General features: G+C 27.2%; 15 protein-coding genes. 3 read left to right on the forward strand and 12 right to left on the reverse strand.

The annotated features are described in order from the left end of the window. Nucleotides 1–21 precede the first annotated feature (21 nt). From T347_RS0100210 to T347_RS0100230, 5 genes are all read right to left on the reverse strand, one after another. Nucleotides 22–1,260, reverse strand: a complete 1,239-nt coding sequence (locus T347_RS0100210) for a hypothetical protein (RefSeq protein WP_031542060.1) — start codon at nucleotides 1,258–1,260, stop codon at nucleotides 22–24. Between the two features lie 62 nt (nucleotides 1,261–1,322). After that, nucleotides 1,323–2,378 (reverse strand): alanine racemase, encoded by a 1,056-nt coding sequence (locus tag T347_RS0100215; RefSeq protein WP_031542062.1) that lies wholly within the window; start codon nucleotides 2,376–2,378, stop codon nucleotides 1,323–1,325. A 109-nt stretch (nucleotides 2,379–2,487) separates the two neighbouring features. Further along, on the reverse strand, nucleotides 2,488–3,750 hold the full coding sequence (gene rsmB / locus T347_RS0100220; protein WP_031542064.1) for a 16S rRNA (cytosine(967)-C(5))-methyltransferase RsmB: 1,263 nt from the start codon (nucleotides 3,748–3,750) through the stop codon (nucleotides 2,488–2,490). Beyond that, nucleotides 3,743–4,639, reverse strand: a complete 897-nt coding sequence (gene gmk / locus T347_RS0100225; RefSeq protein ID WP_031542066.1) for a guanylate kinase — start codon at nucleotides 4,637–4,639, stop codon at nucleotides 3,743–3,745. Before gmk ends, rsmB begins: the two co-directional genes overlap by 8 nt. Before the next feature lies 1 nt (nucleotide 4,640). After that, on the reverse strand, nucleotides 4,641–5,201 hold the full coding sequence (locus tag T347_RS0100230) for an RsmD family RNA methyltransferase (protein WP_031542069.1): 561 nt from the start codon (nucleotides 5,199–5,201) through the stop codon (nucleotides 4,641–4,643). 107 nt (nucleotides 5,202–5,308) lie between these two features. On the opposite strand from T347_RS0100230, the gene T347_RS0100235 reads away from it, so the two are divergent. Beyond that, the gene (locus tag T347_RS0100235) at nucleotides 5,309–5,914 is read left to right on the forward strand and encodes a peptide deformylase (protein WP_245594776.1); all 606 of its coding nucleotides are present in this window, start codon (nucleotides 5,309–5,311) and stop codon (nucleotides 5,912–5,914) included. 43 nt (nucleotides 5,915–5,957) lie between these two features. Here T347_RS0100235 and T347_RS0100240 read toward each other — a convergent pair whose 3' ends face one another. Further along, the gene (locus T347_RS0100240) at nucleotides 5,958–11,438 is read right to left on the reverse strand and encodes an ABC transporter permease (protein WP_084323914.1); all 5,481 of its coding nucleotides are present in this window, start codon (nucleotides 11,436–11,438) and stop codon (nucleotides 5,958–5,960) included. A 229-nt stretch (nucleotides 11,439–11,667) separates the two neighbouring features. Here T347_RS0100240 and T347_RS0100245 point away from each other — a divergent pair, with 229 nt between their 5' ends. Together T347_RS0100245 and T347_RS0100250 are read left to right on the forward strand one after the other, a co-directional pair. Next, nucleotides 11,668–13,449, forward strand: coding sequence for a ribonuclease J (locus tag T347_RS0100245; protein WP_031542077.1), 1,782 nt, complete (start codon nucleotides 11,668–11,670; stop codon nucleotides 13,447–13,449). A 158-nt stretch (nucleotides 13,450–13,607) separates the two neighbouring features. Beyond that, nucleotides 13,608–14,555: a hypothetical protein gene (locus T347_RS0100250; RefSeq protein ID WP_031542079.1), complete on the forward strand. Its 948-nt coding sequence runs from the start codon at nucleotides 13,608–13,610 to the stop codon at nucleotides 14,553–14,555. A gap of 20 nt (nucleotides 14,556–14,575) precedes the next feature. Here the strand turns inward: T347_RS0100250 and T347_RS0100255 are convergent, their stop codons facing one another. The 6 genes from T347_RS0100255 to T347_RS0100285 all read right to left on the reverse strand — a co-directional run bounded on the left by T347_RS0100255 (nucleotide 14,576) and on the right by T347_RS0100285 (nucleotide 20,901). Then, on the reverse strand, nucleotides 14,576–15,112 hold the full coding sequence (locus T347_RS0100255) for an AAA family ATPase (RefSeq protein WP_031542082.1): 537 nt from the start codon (nucleotides 15,110–15,112) through the stop codon (nucleotides 14,576–14,578). Nucleotides 15,113–15,177: 65 nt separating this feature from the next. Beyond that, nucleotides 15,178–15,993, reverse strand: a complete 816-nt coding sequence (locus T347_RS0100260) for a hypothetical protein (protein WP_031542084.1) — start codon at nucleotides 15,991–15,993, stop codon at nucleotides 15,178–15,180. A gap of 71 nt (nucleotides 15,994–16,064) precedes the next feature. Further along, entirely contained in the window at nucleotides 16,065–17,573 is a 1,509-nt protein-coding gene (glpK, locus tag T347_RS0100265; RefSeq protein ID WP_031542086.1) for a glycerol kinase GlpK, read from the reverse strand. 15 nt (nucleotides 17,574–17,588) lie between these two features. Then, complete coding sequence (gene glpO, locus T347_RS0100270) at nucleotides 17,589–18,749, reverse strand: type 2 glycerol-3-phosphate oxidase (protein WP_031542088.1); 1,161 nt, start codon at nucleotides 18,747–18,749, stop codon at nucleotides 17,589–17,591. Between the two features lie 22 nt (nucleotides 18,750–18,771). After that, nucleotides 18,772–19,536 (reverse strand): MIP/aquaporin family protein, encoded by a 765-nt coding sequence (locus tag T347_RS0100275; protein ID WP_031542091.1) that lies wholly within the window; start codon nucleotides 19,534–19,536, stop codon nucleotides 18,772–18,774. Nucleotides 19,537–19,692: 156 nt separating this feature from the next. Beyond that, nucleotides 19,693–20,901, reverse strand: a complete 1,209-nt coding sequence (locus tag T347_RS0100285; RefSeq protein ID WP_031542094.1) for a phosphoglycerate kinase — start codon at nucleotides 20,899–20,901, stop codon at nucleotides 19,693–19,695. Nucleotides 20,902–21,011 lie beyond the last annotated feature (110 nt).

Here is a 21,011-nt window from a genome sequence, read left to right on the forward strand (position 1 = left end):
TATAATTTTATCATTTTATGTTTATTTTAGTTTTCTTTTCTTGTAAATCAAAAATATAAAAACTGCAGTAATTAAAATAATTAGAGAAGCTAAAAGTCCAATTATGACATATAAAAAGCTTTTATTATTTTGAATTGAATTTGTTTGTCGACTATTTTCAATCTCTTTTTCTTTACCAAGATTATTTTCAACATTTGTTTTATTTGAATCAATATCTGCAATCTGAGTAACTAAATTAATCTGAGAATCTTCAATTGTGAAGTACAAAGGGATTTTATGTATTTGTTCATCTAAGTTTTTGGCGATTACTTTAATTTTATTATCATCAACTTTATATTCAAATACTTCTTTAAGTCATTTTTTCTTTTCAAAAATATCAATAATATCTTTTTCGCTTTTTATTTCACTATTAGTGAAATAATTTCTAATATCATAACTATATTTAATTTTGAAAGTTAAAATTTTTTCTCCAAAATTATTTTTGTATTTCTTTTTAAGTAATAAATCCGTTTTACCAAATTTTAAAACAAACTCAGGAACTTTTTTATTAGAGTTAATCATTCTAATAAATTTGAAGAATTCTTTTCGATCAATACTATAAAGACTTATGAAATTATCAACTTCATCAGCTGGAAATTTTTCAGCTAAATAGTTTCTAATTGACTTACCTCAATCTGTTAAACCATTCTCATCAAAATGAACATTTCTTTCAATTATTATATTTGAAGAGTATAAATCAATACATTTAGGAATAGCTTGTATAGAAATGTTTTTGAAATGTAAACTTCTATATGAAACTACTACGTTATCTAATTCATATTGATTAGGAAAGTTCTTTCTTTCGATATGAATATTTAATTTATTACTTGTAGGTATACTAAGTCTAATTCCCATTTTAATTTCAGGAATATTATTGTCCAACTTATATTTAAATATTTCACTTTCAGTAATTTTCTTACTTGAATTTAAAATTAAATTTTTAATAGCAAATTTATTAGTTTTAATAACACCTTTTACTGGTTTGACTTGTTCTTCAAGAATAAAATTAATTTTTAAATCAAAACCATCTTTAATCATTTCTTCAATCTTATCATCAAGTAAAATTTCTGTTACTTTATCAAAACCTCCATCAGAATAATTGTTCTTTTGACCACTCTCATATGTGGACATTTTAATTTCGCTAGCACCAATTGTTGGATAATTATCTGATGTTGCTAAAGCATTGCCAACAGAAAGCGCCATAATCATTGTTTTAAACATATTTACCTCCTTATTGGAGTATAAAAAAAATGAGAATTATTTCTCATTTAAGTATTTAAATTTTATTTCTTATAAGTTTTTGCAACATACTCAGAAGTAATCAAACTTAGAACTGCTAAATATGATAATTTAAATTCAATAATAGAACCAATTTTTAATTCTTGTTCATAATCAGTAATGTCTAATATTGTGTGATCACTGCTTTGTCCCAATATTTTCATATGTTCTTTAACTGGAGTAATTTCATCATAAGGACAATCTTGTCTTCCTAAAGCAACAATTGCTTTTTTTCTAATGCCGATATCATCAAAATGTTTTTCTCTTCCAAAAGCATCAAGTCCTTTTTCTCCTCAACTTGCACTAGGTTTATTTTGTATTTCAACAATTTCTGCTTGAAGTGTAAAAATATTTTGTTGTAGAAAATCAATTGGTTCATCATTCAAACCGATCCCCATAAGAATTGCTGCTCCTACTCTAATTTGATTAACTTCTACTGGCAATTTTTTATCATCTCAAATTGTAAAATGTGATGATGATCCAGCGCTAATTTTTGGCATTATAATATCAAATTTTTTTGATATTTCATTTTTTAAAGCAACAAGTTCAATCATTTTATTAACACTAGGAACAGTTGCTCCAAAACATGCAAAATTAGTCCCCAAACCAACAAGTTTTATATTTTTTAATTCTTTAATTTTTTCAACTGTTGAAAAAATAATTTCTTTATCATATAAACCTTCGCGAATGTCTCCAGTTTCAATCATCAAAATAATTTCAATAACTTTTTTTGCCTTTTTATTGATTTCAATGATGGTTTGAATTTCTGAAATTAAGCAAACATCAACAATATCAACTAATTCATCAATTTCACTAAGCATCGGGATTCTTAATAACATTTTCTTCGCTTGTAAATCTTTCAACTTCAAAAGATTTTTAATTCTTGAATCAGCAAGTGTTTTGATTCCTGCATCAATCAAAGTTTTAGCTACTTCAAGATCTCCCGCAACAAGTTTTTCAACACCAATTAACTCATAATTTCTTTTCGCTGATTCTTCAGCAACTATCAATGCATTATTTTTTATTTTTTCTAAATCGATGATTAATTTTGGAAAGCTCATATTATTACCTCTTTATTTTAATAATACTTAAAAAATATTCATGAATAATTAGAAAGTTTATTTTTTTAAAAGATGTTGTGCTTTGTATTGGAATATAAAAAAATGAGAATTATTTTTTTCTCATTTTACAAATATAAAAACCGTCAGTATTATTTTCATAACCAAAAAGTTGTTTTTCAGAAATGATTTCCATATTAGGATATTTTGTAATGAATTTTTTGATTTGAGTTTCATTTTCATCTAAATTAATTGAACAGGTTGAATAAACCATTTCACCACCAATTTTTAAATTGTAATATGCTGTATCTAAAAGTTGACTTTGTAATTCAATAATTTCTTTTAATGATTGATCATCCAAATTATTAAATTTGATTTCTGGTTTACGTTTTAAAACACCAAAACCCGAACATGGTGCATCTAATAATATTGAATCAAAACTTTCTTTTTGATCAATATTTCTAGCATCACCATTTTTTAATTCGATATTAGTTAAACCTAATCTTAAAACATTTTCTTTAATTAATCTAATTTTAGATTCACTAATTTCATATCCTTGTAATTCACCGGTGTTTTTCATGATTGCCCCAAGATGAGTTAACTTACCACCTGGTGCTGAACACATATCTAAAACCTTAGTATTTTCCTTAGGATTTAAAGTTTGAGCCACTAAAATTGAAGCGGGATCTTGAATTGTAATTAAACCTTCAAAATACATTGATGATTTAACGATTGAAGTTGATGCAATCAAACAATCTTTAATATCGCTTTCTTTAAGACCATATTCTGATTGATATTTTTCAATAAATGCTTCTTTAGATATTTTTAAAGTATTAACTCTAAAACTGATTGGAGGTTTTTTAACAGAATCTTCAACCAATTTTAAAGCAATATCTGTTCCATAGTCATTTTCTATTTTTTTAAATAGTAAGAAGGGAAATCCTTTTTCAACACAAGTTCTCTTATTTTCATCTTTAATATCAACTGTGAAAAAAGATTCTTTTTCTTTGATTACACGTTTTAAACAAGCATTAACTAGTCCTGTGAATTTAGGATTCACTTCACTCGCTAACATTACTGCTTCGTTAACGATTGCATAGTGGGGAATTGTTTCTAAAAATTTAATTTGATAAATACTCATTCACAATAAAATTTGAATATCTTGTGGAGTTTTTTTAAAATCAATTAACTTTTTAGTTAAATAATCTAAATAAATTTTGTAAGTAATTGTTCCGTGCACAATTGCAAATGTAAGATTTTTAAATTTTTCATTAGTTTGATTTTTAGATACTTCATTTAATAAAATATTTGAAAATGACTTATTTGAAAAAACATTTTTTAAAATTTCTCAGCTTTGTTTTCTAGAATTATCCATTTAATTTTTGACTTTGTTCAATACTAAAGAAATCGATTTTAAACATCAGTTTTTCAATTTTCTTCATTACGAACTCCTTATCTAATAAATCATTAAAATCACCGTGTGCTAATACTTTTCGATATAAATTATCAGTTAATAATTCGATCAAGTTAAATTCAGCGTCGAAGTCTTTTAATTCTTTAGCAGTCGCTTCTTCATCTGTTGATAATAATTTAACGTTGTTTTCTCAATTTTCTACAAAGAACATATATTTTTCTTTAACAATTTGAGTGATCATTTCATGTAATTTTTGACGCATAGTTTTACCTTTTGGAATTGCTGCGTTTTCAACTTCTAAAATATCAGTAATTTTTGCTGCTGCATTTTCAACGTTATCATTTTCAACCACATATTGATAATTATGTTTTAGAGGAACTTCAAGCATTGCTTTATCTAATCTAGCTTTTATCACTTCTTCAGTTTCTGATTGACGACCACGAATACGATTTGCTAATTCACTTAAACTTGGTGGCATTAAGAAAATAGATAAAACATTTTTTTCATTTCTAATAACTTGAGTTGCACCATCAACTTCAATTTCTAAAATTACATTTTTACCTTCAGCAATTTTTTCTTCAACATATTTTCTTGGTGTTCCATATGAATTACCAACAAATTGTGCATATTCAATTAATTCGTTATTAACAATAGCATGCGCAAATTCATCTTTAGTTACGAAAAAATAGTGTTCTCCATTTTTTTCATCATTGCGGGGAGCTCTTGTTGTCATCGATACTGAATAAACTAAATTTAAATGTTCATCATCTCTTAAAATTGAGTTGACGCTTCCTTTTCCAACTCCTGATGGTCCTGAAATAATAACCATTCTTCCTTGTGCTTTTTTCATCTTATTCTCTTTCTAATCTAAATACATATAGATGTTTATTTTTCAAATCTTTATATTTCAATAAAGTTAAACCTGAAATTTGATCAAGGTTTAATAACTCTGGTGCTTCGGTTAAAATTATTCCTCAATTATTCAAAATATTATATTGTGATATTTTGTTAAAAAAATCATAATAATATTCTATTTTTGGAAAGGGAGGATCTAAATAAATTAAATCAACACTAATATTTTTTAGTTTAAATATTTCCAAAAGATCTGCATAATCTTTTTCATATAAAGTATATGAAGTTTTATCGATTCCTTTTAAATTTTGCTTAATTATTTCCATTGCTGGATGGTAGTGATCATTGATATAAGCGTGTTTAATTCCTCGTGAAATACCTTCAATTGATAAGGCTCCACTTCCCCCAAATAAATCTAAAGAGGTTTTGTTATCTCAAATAAAATAATTATTTAAAATATTAAACATATCTTCTTTAACTCTGGCGCTAGTTGGTCTTGTGTTCATTCCTTCAAGAGCAATTAGTTTTCTTCCGCCATATTTTCCGCTTATGACTTGCATACTACCTCCCTCTTTATTTAATTAATTATATCAAATATAGGCTTAATATATAGGTCTTATTGATATTAACTTTTCAAACTTATATAATAAATAAAAGCGAGGTTGCAATGAAATTAGATATTGAAAAAGATTTATTACAAAGTGAAATACCTACTAATAAGTGATTAGTAAAAGACGATAATAAAAAAATTATTCGTTCAACAAGTGTAAATGTAGCAGATCCCGCTAATTTAAAACCCGAAGAAGAACTTATTATGCAACGTTTGATAGACTTTACACGTTATTCACAAGATCCAATTTTAAATAAAGAAGACGGTAAAGATTATTTAAGACCAGCAGTTGGTTTGGCAGCTCCACAAATCGGAGCAAACTTAAATATGTTTTTTGCTAGATTTGAATATACTGAAGAAGGTGAAGAATATGCAATGATTAATGCTAAAATTATTGCTAAGTCCGAACAAATTGTGGCTCTTGAAGATGGTGAAGGATGTTTATCTGTTGAAGTTGATCGTGAAGGAATTGTTCCACGTGCTTATAAAATAATTGTTGAAGGATATGATTATTTAACTAAGAAAAACGTTCAATTAACTTTAAGACAGTATCGCTCAATTGTTTTTCAACATGAATTAGAACACAACATTGGAAAACTTTACTATGATCATATTAATAATGATGATCCTTGATTTATTCAAAAAGATTGAATATTAATTTAGACTTGGTAGTCTTTTTTTATGAAAAAAATCACACGAAGTGTGATTAATTTACATTTGTAATATTAGTAATTTTTTCTTTAGAAACTACTCTATTTGATATGTATCAAGATACAGCTAAAATACTTCCTAATATAGCGATAATGGTTAATAGAGAATAGAATCCAAATTGAACTGACAAGAAAATGTTAGCTTCTTTCATCACAATGTAGGACGCTATTTTTAAAATACCAAATACAAATAAGTATGAAACAAAAATTGAAATGATTACACCAATTATGTGTGAACCCATAACTATTCAGTTGATGTCTCTATTTTTATATCCTATCGCTTTTAGTGTTAAAATAATTTTCTTAGATTCTTCAACAATAATGTTAATTAATATTCCGACAATCAATAGAACAATGAATGAGAAGTAAATAACAAAGTTTAAGAATATACTATCTAATATTTCAATTGTTTTATCTGCAGCCGCAATCATCATGTCAAATGGAATAATAGACTCATTGTATGATGTTTGACCAAGTGCTCCAGAATTTACAAGTCCAACTCGACCATCAACATCAAATAAATCATATTCTTCAGGAATAAACAATGATTCAAAAATATTTAATATTCCAGAAAAAGCATGATAATTAACTGAAGTAGATTCTTCTAATTGCATTGAAAGATTTTTACCAACATATTCCATAGTTTTAATAGACTCAAAAGCTGCTTTTGGCGTTGATAAATCATATTCACCTTTTAAAAGTTCTTGACCACTATATATTGAATTTACAAGTCTTCTATAACTTCTACTATGATCATTATTTTCTGCTTCAGCATGAGTATTATCATTTTCAATTATGTTTCTATCCATAATTAATGGCATGATGGTTTCATAATCAACATAGAAGTGTTCATAATTGATTGGTTTTACATTAACGTTTTTATTTATTCCAACAACTTTTAGTTTATAGTTTAAACCTAATTCTGATGGTGTATTTTCAGTATCAGTTACAATTTCAAAAACATCACCAATTTCATAATCCATTGACATTGCAACGTTATTTTGAATAATGGTATTAAAAGTATATACTCCATTTTCATCAACAGAATATTCTCTTAATTTTTCTCATTGAGATTGATCAACTCCTTGGAATTTTAAGTGATTTCTAACATCTCCAAGATTACCTAAATTATTATATTTGATTTCTTGATCACCATTTATAAATTCAGTAACTTGAGCATCTTCTATTCTATCAACATTTTTTGTATCAACAAAAGAAAGCGCTGCATCATCTAATGATTTATTATCTTTTAATTTAATTCTTAAATTATATTCAAGAGCATCAGTATTAGAGTCATAAACAAGAATACCTGGTGTGAAAACTGATTCTTCAGCTATTGATTCTGGTTCTTTTAATATTCCCGACATCGTCATAAACGCACCATTAATGTTGTTATTAATGAAATTTGATGCATCAAATGGATTATTATCTCTTTCTAATGTTTTTATAACAGGTTCGTTTTCAACTAGATATTTTTCTATATCTGTTAATGGATTACCAATTAATTTTCAATTTTGAGAATCGTTTATATCGTAAGTTTTTAACAAATTATTTGAATTTTTGAAATCATCAATAGCTTCAATAATTCCATATTGTGGAATATTTAAATTTTCAGATAATTTTAATTGAACTTCATTTAAAGAATATAAAAATGCATAAATCATAGAATAAGTTCTTGAAATATCACTCATGAAAATGTTATTTGCATATTGTCCTGATTCATTTAAATCTTCTTGTTGGTTATCATATGTAGTCATTCCAAAGAATGTCTTACCACTTTCATTTTTAAATTCTTTTTTAGGTAGATCTTGCTTATTGTGTAACCAGTTTTCATTACCATCAAGTTCTGAAGTTTCAACAATTTTATCAATAGTTAACTCATCTGACGCATGGCCTGTTTCTCTTATATTTTTAATTTCTTTTTTAAACAAATCAGCCTGCTTAGGTGATTGATCAAATGCATCACCTAAAAATTGATAATCAATTAAGAAAGTTAAAAATCAACTAGAGGAAAGTTTTTCTAATATGTTTCCTTTATCAAGATTTAAGTTTCCGATATTAGGTAATATAAAATTAAATCTCTTATCATAAGTATCTTGTTGACCATTTAAAGTATTACCAATTGCTTCCATAACCACTCTGATTCTATATCTAGAATCAGAAATCATAATATCTTTATTAGAAGGTTCTCATCCATCATAGTCAAACTTAGTTCTTTCATCAAGAGTTTGATTTACTGTTTTACCATTTTGATCTATTAATAATAAGTTACTATTTCCCATATTTGATGAACTTTGTATTAATTTTTTTTGAAGATCATTTTCTAATCTTGGATTATCAACTTCAGAAAAACTGTTCATATGATCACTATTTTTTGCAAAAATATCAAAAGTTTGTGTAGCTGTATTATGCATTAAATTTTGTGCTGATATCATCAACGAAAAGGTGATTGCTGTTATGGCAAAAATTGATTGAATAATAATAAACTTACCTTTGCTTGTTTTTAAGAAAGCTTTCCTTAATCTGTAGTTAAAGAATATTCCTCTATTTGCTAATTGTTTATCTATGAAACCAATTTTTTTATTTTGATTTCTTGATTTAATTCTATGTTCGTTATTTATTAAATCCAATATAGGCTCATTTAAATACTTGATCGTAATTAGATACGCAGCAATTGTAAATATTATTGGAATTGCAACAAATAAACCAATTATGAATAATGGTGCCATATAAATTTCTTGAATACTAAACGTAAAAGAACTTGCAAAAAATTTATACAACATTTTTTGCGATGGCATCGACATGAAAAGACCAATAGTCATACCCAATAATAATAAAATAGATGTTTTTATAGCGAAAGGATAAGCTAATCTTCTTCCCGAATATCCTAAAGCTTTAAAAATTCCAATTTGTTTTCTAGTGTAATTTATTTCTTTTTTAATAATAAATGATATAAATACTACTCCAAGCATCATAACTACACTACCAATTGATATAAAGATAACTAAATTAATTTTTTGATTAGCTAATTTCTTAATATATCCTATGTCATCACTAGAGCTAGAACTTATGTAATCAAAAATTCTCTCCTTGGATTTTTCATCATCTAAAACATTATCATTGAAAGTTTTAGCATTTGTTTTTGAATTAAAGTTTATTTGAATTTTTGATCGATAGTTTGCACTTTCTGTCAAAAAACCTTCATTATAAGTTCTAGCTTTATAAAATTCATCAAAAAGATTTTGATCAATATATGCATATCCAGCATATAATTCATCTTTTCTATTATCTTCAAAAGGAATTACATCATCAATGCTTGAACCAAAACCAACAACTGTAAAGGACAATTCATTTAATAAAAATAAATCTTTATTAGAAAATCCATTTGCATCAAAATCATCATTAATAACTCCGGGCAATTTAATTTTTGAACCTATTTTATAAACATCTTTTAAACTTTCATTTAAAACGATTTCAAGATTACTACGTTTGTTTTTATAATCATTTCAATTTCATGGATTTGCATTTCTACCTTCTGTTATAACTAAATCATTAAAACCTGATTGTTCATTCGATTTAATTCTCGTAATTGTTTTAATATTATCTTTATCTTTATTTTGATATTGAATATAGTTTGTATCTCTAACTTCATTCCCGTTTGTAGTATTTTTATATATATTTTCAATTAAATATTTATAAACATTATTATCATAATCTCTTCTTAAAATATAATTAAGTTCAGGATCAATCATGAAATCATTTGAAACTTGGATAACGTTTGCAAGAGGATTTAAATTAATTTGATCGTATGTAAAAACTTCATGATTTGTAAGTTCACTTATTGGAATATCTAGTGGTATATAGAAATTGAATTTTTTTTCTTCTATTGCATTTGTATAAACAAGGTCGCTACTATTTTGGTTAGGGTCTTCTAAATTATTTTCAAAATCTGAACTGTGATGGTATGAAAATATAAATTCTAAACCAACGTTATCATAAACATCATTATAATCATTAATATTTTCATTTGATATTATCTCAGCTTTTAACTCCTTGCTTGTATTATCGTCGATAAATATTCTCTTATCATTAGAAAAATCATATCTAAGCTCTAAATTATATTTTGCAGCTTCCGCATAATATTTATCAAAATCTAAATCTGTAATTTTTGTGTTTTTTAATTCTAGATATAATTCATTTATAAATTTTTTAGCATCATAATATTCTTTGTCTGTTATTATTTTTCCTTGATCATATTTAAGTAAAGAATTATTTTCATTAGTTTCATAACCAAATTTTAAAATGTCGCGTAAATTTTTTAAAAAATCTTCATTGAAAATTTTGTATAAATAGTCTTTCAATAATTCATTACTATTAATTACATCTTTTTTAAAATTTTCCGAAAATTCTTTCATGTTATATCTGAAATTTGATTCATTATAATTATCTTGACTTATGTACATATTGTAATAAACAGCTCTATTTACCGAGTGATTCAAATTTGCTTGATAAGACACGAAATCTTCTATTTTCATCATTTCTTCAACATTTAATTCGTTTAAACGTTTATTTTCTAAATTTTCATATTCTAAAAAGACATTTAAATTGTCTGTTTTGATTCTATCGAAAATTAAATTGGCGTTTCTTACTTCAAGATTGTTGTTAATTTGACGATCACCAACAAAGTTTGTTTCTTCTAAAGGTATTTCAGCAACTTTTTTTATTAATTGATTATAAGAAGCTATATCTTCAAAAGGAAATTGATTTTTTAAATATGAAATTGTTTCATCTCTTAAAAAAACAAATGCATCGTTAGCATAATCTTTTTTCTGATTAGTTGAAAAATTTCTATTACCTAAAACTCCTCTTATTCCATCAGAAAGAATTTGTTTGAGACTTATTTCATATAAAGGGGTTGAAGATGTATTTGGTTCATTAGTAAAATTTATTATTTTAGTAGTAATGTAACTTGTGAAATCATCTTTATCTGTATTATATTTAGAAAATAAATAGTAATAATTATAAAGTCTATCATTTTTACTTATTTTACTATCGAATGTTTCATAAAATTCATCAATTCATTGAATAGATAATTTGTAAAAATCAGGACTTTTTCTCATTAAAACTTCCAAAGAATATTGTACAAATAAATTAAATGTCTGTTCTTCAATTAAGGGTTTGTTTGGTTTAGATTTATCAAATGAAGAAATTACTTTTTCACCATTCTTATAAACATCTTTATTTTGTAAAACAAAGTCATAAATGGTATTTAGACTCATCTGACCATTTGCATCAGAACTAAAATCAAATCCACCAGATTTTTTTTCTACATTATTTATTTTTGTAATTACTTGAACGGGTCCAGCCAACATACCAATCACTATTGAACTTATGATTGACAAAAAAATCACCAAAGCAACTGATGAGAATCATTTTCTTGTAAAAAGTTTCATATACGATTTGATAATTTGCTTCATATATATTATTTTAAAGAAAAAAATAATAAATACACATAATGTTGGTAAAAGAAATCATTGAGATATTTAAATTACACTAAGTTATTTGATAATTTTATGTTATATTTAAATTATATTAAAAAGCATTTTTATAAATAACTCATAGTTATTCATTTTATAATAATTAAAACTTAAAAAATTAAATAACTTAGGGAATTCTATATAAAAATAAGTAAAGGATAATAATATTATGGAAAAAGAATTGTTAAAGCAAACAGTTTCAACAGTTGAAACTGAAGAAGAAATTAAACCATTTGTTTTTAAACAAGCTGAAGTTAAAAGACAATATGCTGGTGGAGATGTTCCTACTAAAGTTTTCGCTTTAGGTGGTTTAGAAGAAATCGGTAAAAATACTTATGTTATTGAATACCAAGATGAAATTATAATTATTGATGCTGGGGTTAAATTTCCAGATGCAACAATGTTAGGGGTTAACGCAGTTATTCCTGATTATTCATATTTGGTTGAAAATCAAACTAAAATTAAAGCAATGTTCATTACTCATGGTCACGAAGACCACATTGGTGGAATTCACTACTTATTAAAACAAGTTGATGTGCCAATTATTTACGCACCAGAATTAGCAGCAGCATTAATTCGCGATAGATTAAAAGAACACAAATTAAAAGATAAAACAGTTGTTAAAGAATATAAATCTGATGATATTTGAAAATCAGCAAACTTACGTGTAAGTTTTGCTGCTTTAAACCACTCAATTCCTGATGCTTTTGGTATTTTAGTTGAAACACCGAATGGAAACATCTTTTCAACAGGAGATTACAAATTCGATTGATCACCTTTAGGACACTACACTGAATTAAATAAATTAGCAGCTATGGGTGACAAAGGAATTGAATTATTAATGGCAGATTCAACTAATGCTGAAGTTGAAGGTTACACTCCTTCTGAAAAAGGAATTATCGAAAATATTGATAAATTATTTTTAAAAGCAAAAGGGCGTATTATGATTACTACTTTTGCTTCTAATGTACACCGTATTCAACACATTATTGAAACAGCAAGTAAATATAATCGTAAAATAGTTATTTTAGGTAGATCAGTTGAAAGAATTATTAAAATAATTCGTCAAATTGGTCACTTAAAAATATCTGAAAAGCAATTTATTAAACCGGTTGATGTTGATAAGTATCCAAAAAATGAAATTATGATCATCACAACAGGTTCACAAGGTGAACCAATGGCAGCTCTTTCAAGAATTGCTAATAATAAACATCAATCAATAAACATTATTCCTGGTGATACAGTTATATTTTCTTCATCACCAATTCCTGGTAATAGAGCTGATGTTGAAAGATTGACAAACAAACTTACAAGAGTTGGTGCAATTGTAATTGAAAATACAGGAAGTAATAAAATTCACTCTTCAGGACACGCTTCACAAGAAGAACAGAAATTATTATTCTCTTTATTGAGACCAAATTACTTTATGCCAATGCATGGTGAGTTTAGAATGTTAAAGAAACATATTGAAACAGCTGAATCTGTTAACTTAGAACCTGGACATGGTTTTGTAATGGCTAATGGTGATCAACTAGAATTGTTAAATGGTAATGCCGAAATTAACAACAGAGTTGCTGCTGATGCTATTTATGTTGATGGTAAAGATATGACTGGTCAAGCATCAAACGTTATTCGTGAACGTGATGTTTTATCAAGAGATGGTTTAATATCTGTAGTTATTTCAATCGATTCACAAAATAATAAATTACTATGTCAACCAAAAATTATTTCTCGTGGTTCTTTCTATGTTAGAGAATCTGGACACATTATTGGAGAATCAATTAATATTGTTACAAATGCTGTGAATGAAGTTTTAAATGGACCCAAACCTACTTTTGGTGCTATTAAACAAGCTGTGAAACAATCACTTTCACCTTACATTTTTAAAACAAAACGTAGAAACCCTTTAATTATCCCGGTTATCTTAAATAAGAAACCAAGTGATAAATAAAATAAGTAGTCATAAGACTACTTATTTTTTATTTAAAAAATCTTATTTTGATCATTACAAAAAAATTATTTATTGTTATTTTAATTATTAAAAATAATTGTAAAACAGCAAAATTTTCTTTAAATATGTATAATAATTGTAATACATAGGAGGTATATATGTACGGAAATAGCAGAATACCAAGAGGTTTGATCAACTTTGCTCAAATACTTGGTACAACAATAGCCGCAATCGGTTTATTATCGACTATTTTATTGGCTGGTCAAATTGTAGACTTATTCGGATCAAACGAGATAGCTGGTAAAATGTCATATGCAACATTAGTAAGTTTTGAAGTATTCATCTTATTTAAAACAATTGCATCAGGAGTTGCCATCTACAAATTTATGAAAGATAACAGTGATGACGATATTCTTAATAATAAATTCGTTCTTGCTGCTTTAAGTTTAAATGTAGGAGGTTTCTTTACTCCCTTCATTCTTTCTTCATTACCAAATGTTGATACAAGATCAAATATTAATCCTCGTTATTATTTAACTAGAGTTTTAGGAATAATAAGCTTGGGTGGTGGAATTTCAATGCTAGCTGCATTATTCTTAGTTACACTGACAGGAGCAGAAAGTATTACAGTTTCACAAATGATGGATACAAATAATTCTGTTGCAGGAGTAATCACTGTTGCTTTTGCTGGATTAATGATTTTCATTGGAACTTTATCAGCTTCAATGTTCTTTACTAAAAATTCAAATAATATTTTTGAAGGAAATACTTTCTTAAGTAAAATTATGAATGCAGTATCAATTATTTTCTTAGTTATGGCAACAATCGAATTAATTTGATTAATCTTTATAGCAGTAATAAGATTGCTAGGTGCTATTGGAAATATGATTAGAGCTATCACAACTGATGGAAATGCGTTTGTTAAATTATTCGCTATGATGTTTGCATTATTCAATTTAACTATCACAATATACTATGTTACATACATTATGAGAATGGCAGTTCAATGTATCTCAGGTATTTGAACAAAAAACAAAGAAGTTGTATTTACAAAATATAGCGGACTTGAAGATGCTAAAATTAAAAAACAAAATAGACAATATTAAAAGGCTTTTAAAAGCCTTTTTTATTTTTGTAATTCTTTTTTAATAATTAAATAAAGTTCTTCGGGTGATAATTCTCCGCTCAATTTAATTGTTTTTGATTTTGATTCACGAAGTTGCTTCATATGTTCAGCATAAACACCTGGAGAAGTTTCATCATTGATTTTATTATACAATTTAGTTCATTCAATAAACTCATTTGTATACTGACCATTTTCATCAATTTTAAGACCGCTTAATCCATTTCTAGCGATTTCTCTATCAATTATTCTATTTATACGTTTTTGATCATCTAAGAAAAGAAAAACTAAAATATCTCTATTATTAAAACCATCTTTTTTTCACGAATATACAGAACCAGCAACAACATAACTGCAGTTATCTATTGTGTCTTGATTATATAAAGAAATTCTTTCACTTATTTCCCTGTTAAATTTAAAGGTTTCATCTGTTCAAAGGTAGTGATCAGTATCAATAAATTTAATATTTTCTTTTTCTGAAATATATTTTCCTAATGTAGTTTTACCAACACCAGCAGCACCAATAATTTGAATTTTCATACTACCTCCAATTAATATAATATTATCAAAAAATAGGACGAAGTCCTATTTTAAATTTGAGTGCTTTAGAAAATGAATGATATAGGTAAGAAATAATTAGTATTGCCAAATTGGTCGAATAAAGGCTTACCAATAAATATTTCTTTATTGTAATTAATCATTCGATAAAAGTAATTATTAATTAAAACATGAACTTTGTTTTCATCTTTAATACTAAAGATAAAAGTTTCTTTTAATTCTTTTGATGATATCAAAATTGAAAATTCATCAAATTTAGTTATAGTTAAATCATCATTTGATTTAAAAATTTCTTTATCATTTTTATAAATCTTATTGTCATTTGTTAAATAAATTGTGTAATCATCAAAATTAATAATATTTGTTATGTTTTCTTTGAAATTTTTAATTATGTTATTTTCAAATAAATAAATTTTTTTATCTGAGAAACTTTTTAAAACCAATTCGTTTTGTTTGACACCTAAGATCACATAGTTATTAAGTTTTTCAATTATTTTTCCATTTGAATTTTTAACATAAGATTTATCACTATCAATAATCGAAGTTAATTTATCATTTTCAAAATCTATTAAAGAAAAAATAAATCCACGATGATATTCTAATAATTCTAATTCTGATTCAGATATTTCCAATAAATTAGAATAATTTGGATCAGGATTATTTAAAAAATTATTTTGAAAACTTTTAATCACTAAATTTTCTTTTAAAATTTTTGCATCAATCTTCGCTAAAAAATTTTGATCATGATCAAAATCAGAATTTGTAAAATATATATCATTACCAGTTACTCAAAAATTAGTTATTCATGAAGAATTTAAATATTCTTTTAAAACCAAACCTTTTTTAACTTTAATTTTAGCCATATAAATCCCTCTACTTATTTAATATTTTATATAAAAAAATAGGCAAAAACCTATTTTTGAATTATTTAATATTATTCAATATCTGTTAATCAACTAAATGTTCTTTGAACAGCAGTTGTTCATCCTTTAATTAAATGATCTGCTTCTTTTTGAGAAATTGATGGACTTAATTTAAAATCAACAGCAACATTTTTTTTAATTTCTTCAACTGAATTTCAATAGCCAACTTTTAAACCAGCTAAATAAGCTGCTCCCATTGCTGTTGTTTCAATATTTTTCGGTTTAACAACAACTGATTGAGTTATATCAGATTGGAATTGCATCATAAATTTATTTTGAGATGCACCGCCATCAACCTTAATTTCTTTGATTGGTGCTTTTGTGTCTTTTGCCATTGCACTTACGACATCATAAGCTTGGTATGCAATTGCTTCAAGTGTTGCTCTAACAATGTGTTCACGTTTTGTACCTCTATCAAGTCCAAAGATTGCTCCACGAGAATATGAATCTCAATATGGTGAACCTAGACCTGTAAATGATGGTACTACATAAACCCTTCTATTATCATTAACTTGACCAGCATATCATTCTGTTTCAATTGCGTTATAAATAATTCTTAAATTATCTCTCAACCATTGAATAGCGGCTCCCGCCATCATTACTGATCCTTCTAAAGCATAAGTTATTTTTCCATCATATGCATTTGCAACAGTTGTTAATAAACCATGAGTTGAAAATACCCTTTCTTCTCCTGTATTCATTAAAATAAAGCATCCAGTTCCATAAGTAACTTTAGATTCTCCTTTATTAACACATAGTTGACCAAATAAGGCTGATTGTTGATCACCAATTGATGAGTTAATTGGAATTTGAGTTAAATCATTTCTTGAAATTAAACCTGGATAAGTTTTTCCAAAATCATCAGCACAATTTTTGATTTCTGGTAAGATATTTCTTGGAATATCAAATAAAGCTAATAATTCATCATCTCAATCGTTGGTATGGATATTATAAAGCAATGTTCTCTGAGCATTAGTGTGGTCTGTTAAAAATAATTCTCCACCTGTTAAACGGAAAATTAATCATGTATTAATTGTTCCGAACATCAATTTTCCTTCAGCAGCTAATTTTCTAGCATCTTCAACATTATCTAATATTCATTTTACTTTAGTACCTGAGAAGTATGGATTAATAATCAAACCCGTTTTCTCTCTAACCATATCAACTTCTTTTTGACCCATTGATTCACAATATTTTGCAGTTCTTTGATCTTGTCAAACAATAGCATTATAAATTGGAAGTCCGGTTTCTTTATTTCAAATAACAACAGTTTCACGTTGATTTGTAATACCGATAGTTTCGATTTGTGAACCTTTAATTTTTGATTTATTTAAAACTTGTGTAAAAGTAGATCTTTGAGTATTTCAAATTTCAACTGCATCATGTTCAACTCATCCTTCTTGTGGAAAGTATTGAGTAAATTCTAATTGATCAACTGCGACAATTTCACCTTTTTTATTTGTGATAAGTGTTCTTGCTGACGTTGTTCCTTCATCAAGAGTTATAATATATTTTTCCATAGTTTCTCCTTTATATTAAAATAGGGGTAAAATTGATTTTTCTTTTGGGATTCAATTTTTATTTTTTTCTAATTCACCAGCTGTTTCTTTCACTAAATCAATTACCATATCAGCTATTGCTGGTGCCGAGGCAATTGCTGGTGATTTCATACCAGCAACGTTAATAAATTTTTTATCACCGCTTGCATGTTTGATTCAAAAATCATCATTAATTGGTTCAATTGGTCTTGATCCAGATAATGTCATGCAAGTTTTATCCATATTTATTGATGGAATTAGTTTTTTACCAATATTTCCAATGTTATTAAATTGTTCAGCTGTAACTAATCTTGTTTCATCTTTTGGTACATTATCAACCGCTGTTGGACCCACTAAAACGTGACCATCTAACATCGGAGCAACAATTACACCTTTTCCATGAATTGTTGGAACCATGAATACTACAGAATTTACAATTCCGGCTTCGGTTTTTTCTAAAATTCTATATTCACCTCTTTTTGTAACTAAATTAAAGTCAGCATATCCAGCCATTTTAGAAATCATGTCTGCATAGTGTCCTGCTGCATTAATCACATACTCAGCTTCAATTGTTTCACCTTTTGATGTTGTGATTAAATATTTTGAATTATTATGTTTAATACTTACAACTTTTGCATTAACCTTTAAATCTACACCATTTCTAACTGCATTTGTGAATAAAGTTTTTGTTAATTCTGGAGTGTCAACAGCAATTGAAGAGTTGCATACAAGAGCACCAACTGCTTCTTTTGAAATATTCGGTTCTCTTTTTTGCAATTCCTTTGCATCAATTATTTCTAATTCAGAGGCTTGTAATCCGTTTGTCAATCCTCGTTCATATAGCATATGAATATGTTTCATTTCCTCTTCACTAAAAGCTACAATTGTTGAGTCAATTCTTAAAAATGGAAATTCCATTTCTTTGATTCAATCTTCATATCTTAATTTACCTAATTGATTTAATTTGGCATTGAGTTTTCCTGGTGTCGGATCAAATCCACCATGCACCAATCCTGAGTTACCAGCAGTTGTTTCCATAGCAACTCTTGCGTTTGCTTCTAATACAACAACTTTTTTATTATATTGAGCAATTTCTCTTGCAATAGAGGCTCCAATAATCCCTCCACCGATAATACAAATATCATATTTATTATTCATACAATTTCCTTCTTTATTTTTTCTAGAATGCTAAGAAAATAGCTCCTACTAAGATTCCACCTAGCATTGGTCCTGCCACTGGAATTCATGAATATGATCAATCTGAGTCGCTTTTTCCTTTTAAAGGTAAAGCAAAGTGAACTAGACGTGGTCCTAAATCACGAACTGGGTTAATTGCATAACCAGTTGTTCCTCCAAGTGATAATCCGATAGCAATAATTACAATACCAACAACAATTGGTCCAAAGAATTCTCCATTGAATCTTCCCATTGATAAGGCAGCAAATACTAACACTCCTGTTCCAACAGTTTCCATAGCTAAATTTAATCATTTTGCTCTTGTTGTTGCTCCAGTTGCATGCATTCCTAAAACATTTGCAGTTGCGAATTCATCGTTTCCTTGTAATGTCATTTGAATGTGTTTGAAGTATAATAAGTCAATAATTAATTGACCCAACATTGCTCCAATCAATTGAATTGCTAATAGTCCGATAAATATACCAGTAGCCGCACCACCTGAATATCCCATATTCATAATTGGTGCTCCTTCATCAGCAATCATAGCTCCAATCATTACAGCTGGATTGAATCATCCAGGACCACTAAAGGCTGCTGCTATCATCGCCGATACTGTTACGGCAAAACCTCAACCAATTGTAATTGCTAATCAACCAGCATTATTTCCTTTTGTACCTTTAAGTACACAATTTGCAACAATACCATTACCCAATATAATCAATAGCATTGTTCCAAATAATTCTGTTAAGAATAATTCTGTTAAGTTCATGTTTTTCCTTCCTTTTTTTGTTTTGTTACCTTCGTTCAAAGGTTATTATCATTATACTTTATTTTTCCATTTTTTCCATTTTTTAAACAAAAAACTGGAAAAAATGGAATGTTATCTCATTTTGAGACAAAAAAAATAACCCGTAGGTTATTATAATTATTTAGATTGAATTGCTTCAATTCCAGGTAAAGCTTTACCTTCCATGTATTGTAGTGAAGCTCCTCCACCTGTTGAGATTCATGAAAAATCATCTTTGAAACCTAATTTAATTGCAGCAGCAGCAGAATCACCACCACCAATTAAAGTAAATGCATTATCTAATTTAGCAGCTGATTCACAAACTGCAACTGTTCCAGCTTTAAAGTTTTCAAATTCTGAAACTCCCATTGGTCCATTTCAAACAACTGTTTTAGCTCCAGCTAATTCTTTTTGGAATAATTCAATTGTTTTTGGTCCAATGTCTAATCCCATTAATCCTTCTGGCACATCTAGTCCACAAAATGTTGGTTCAACATCAGCGAATGTTGAAGCACAAGCAGCATCAACTGGTAAGATAATTTTACCGTTTGCTTTAGCTAAATATTCTTTTGCTAATTCAACTTTATCTTCTTCTAATAGTGAGTTTCCAATTTCGTGTCCTAATGCTTTCATGAATGTGAAAGTCATTCCTCCACCAACTAAAATTTTGTCAACTTTAGTTAATAAGTGATCAATAACTCCAATTTTATCTGAAACTTTTGCTCCACCTAAAATTGCTACGAATGGACGCTCAGGCGCATCAATTCCTTTACCTAAGTTTTCAACTTCTTTTTCAACTAAAAATCCTAATGCAGATTCAGCAATGTTTTCTGAAATTCCTACGTTTGAAGCGTGTGCACGGTGTGCTGTTCCAAAAGCATCATTTACGAATACATCACCAAGTGATGCTCAGTATTTACCTAATTCAGGATCATTTTTAGATTCAGCTTTAACAACTTCTCCATTTTTAACATCTTCAAAACGTGTGTTTTCAAATAATAATACTTCTCCGTTTTTTAATTCATTAATTGCAGCTTCTAATTCAGCACCACGAGTTTGAGGAACAAATTTAACTGTTTTACCTAAAACTTCTTCTAATTTTTTAGCAACTACTGCTAAAGATTTAGTAGCTTTATCTTCTTCTGTTTTAATTCTTGATAAGTGTGAAAATAAAATAATTTTCGCATCATTTTCAATTAAATGTTTAATTGTTGGCATAGCTGCTTGAATACGGTTATCATCAGTAATAACACCTTCTTTAACTGGAACGTTAAAGTCAACACGAACTAATACTTTTTTACCATTAACTTCAATATCTTTTAAAGTTTTTTTGTTGTTGTAATTCATGATATTTCTCTCCTTTTAATATACATAATAATTTTATAACAATTAGGTAATTAATTGTCAAAAATATAAAAAGAACCCTTGGGTTCTTTTTACTATTAACTATATTTTAA

Source organism: Mesoplasma photuris ATCC 49581 (assembly GCF_000702725.1).
GTDB lineage: Bacteria > Bacillota_I > Bacilli_A > Mycoplasmatales > Mycoplasmataceae > Tullyiplasma > Tullyiplasma photuris.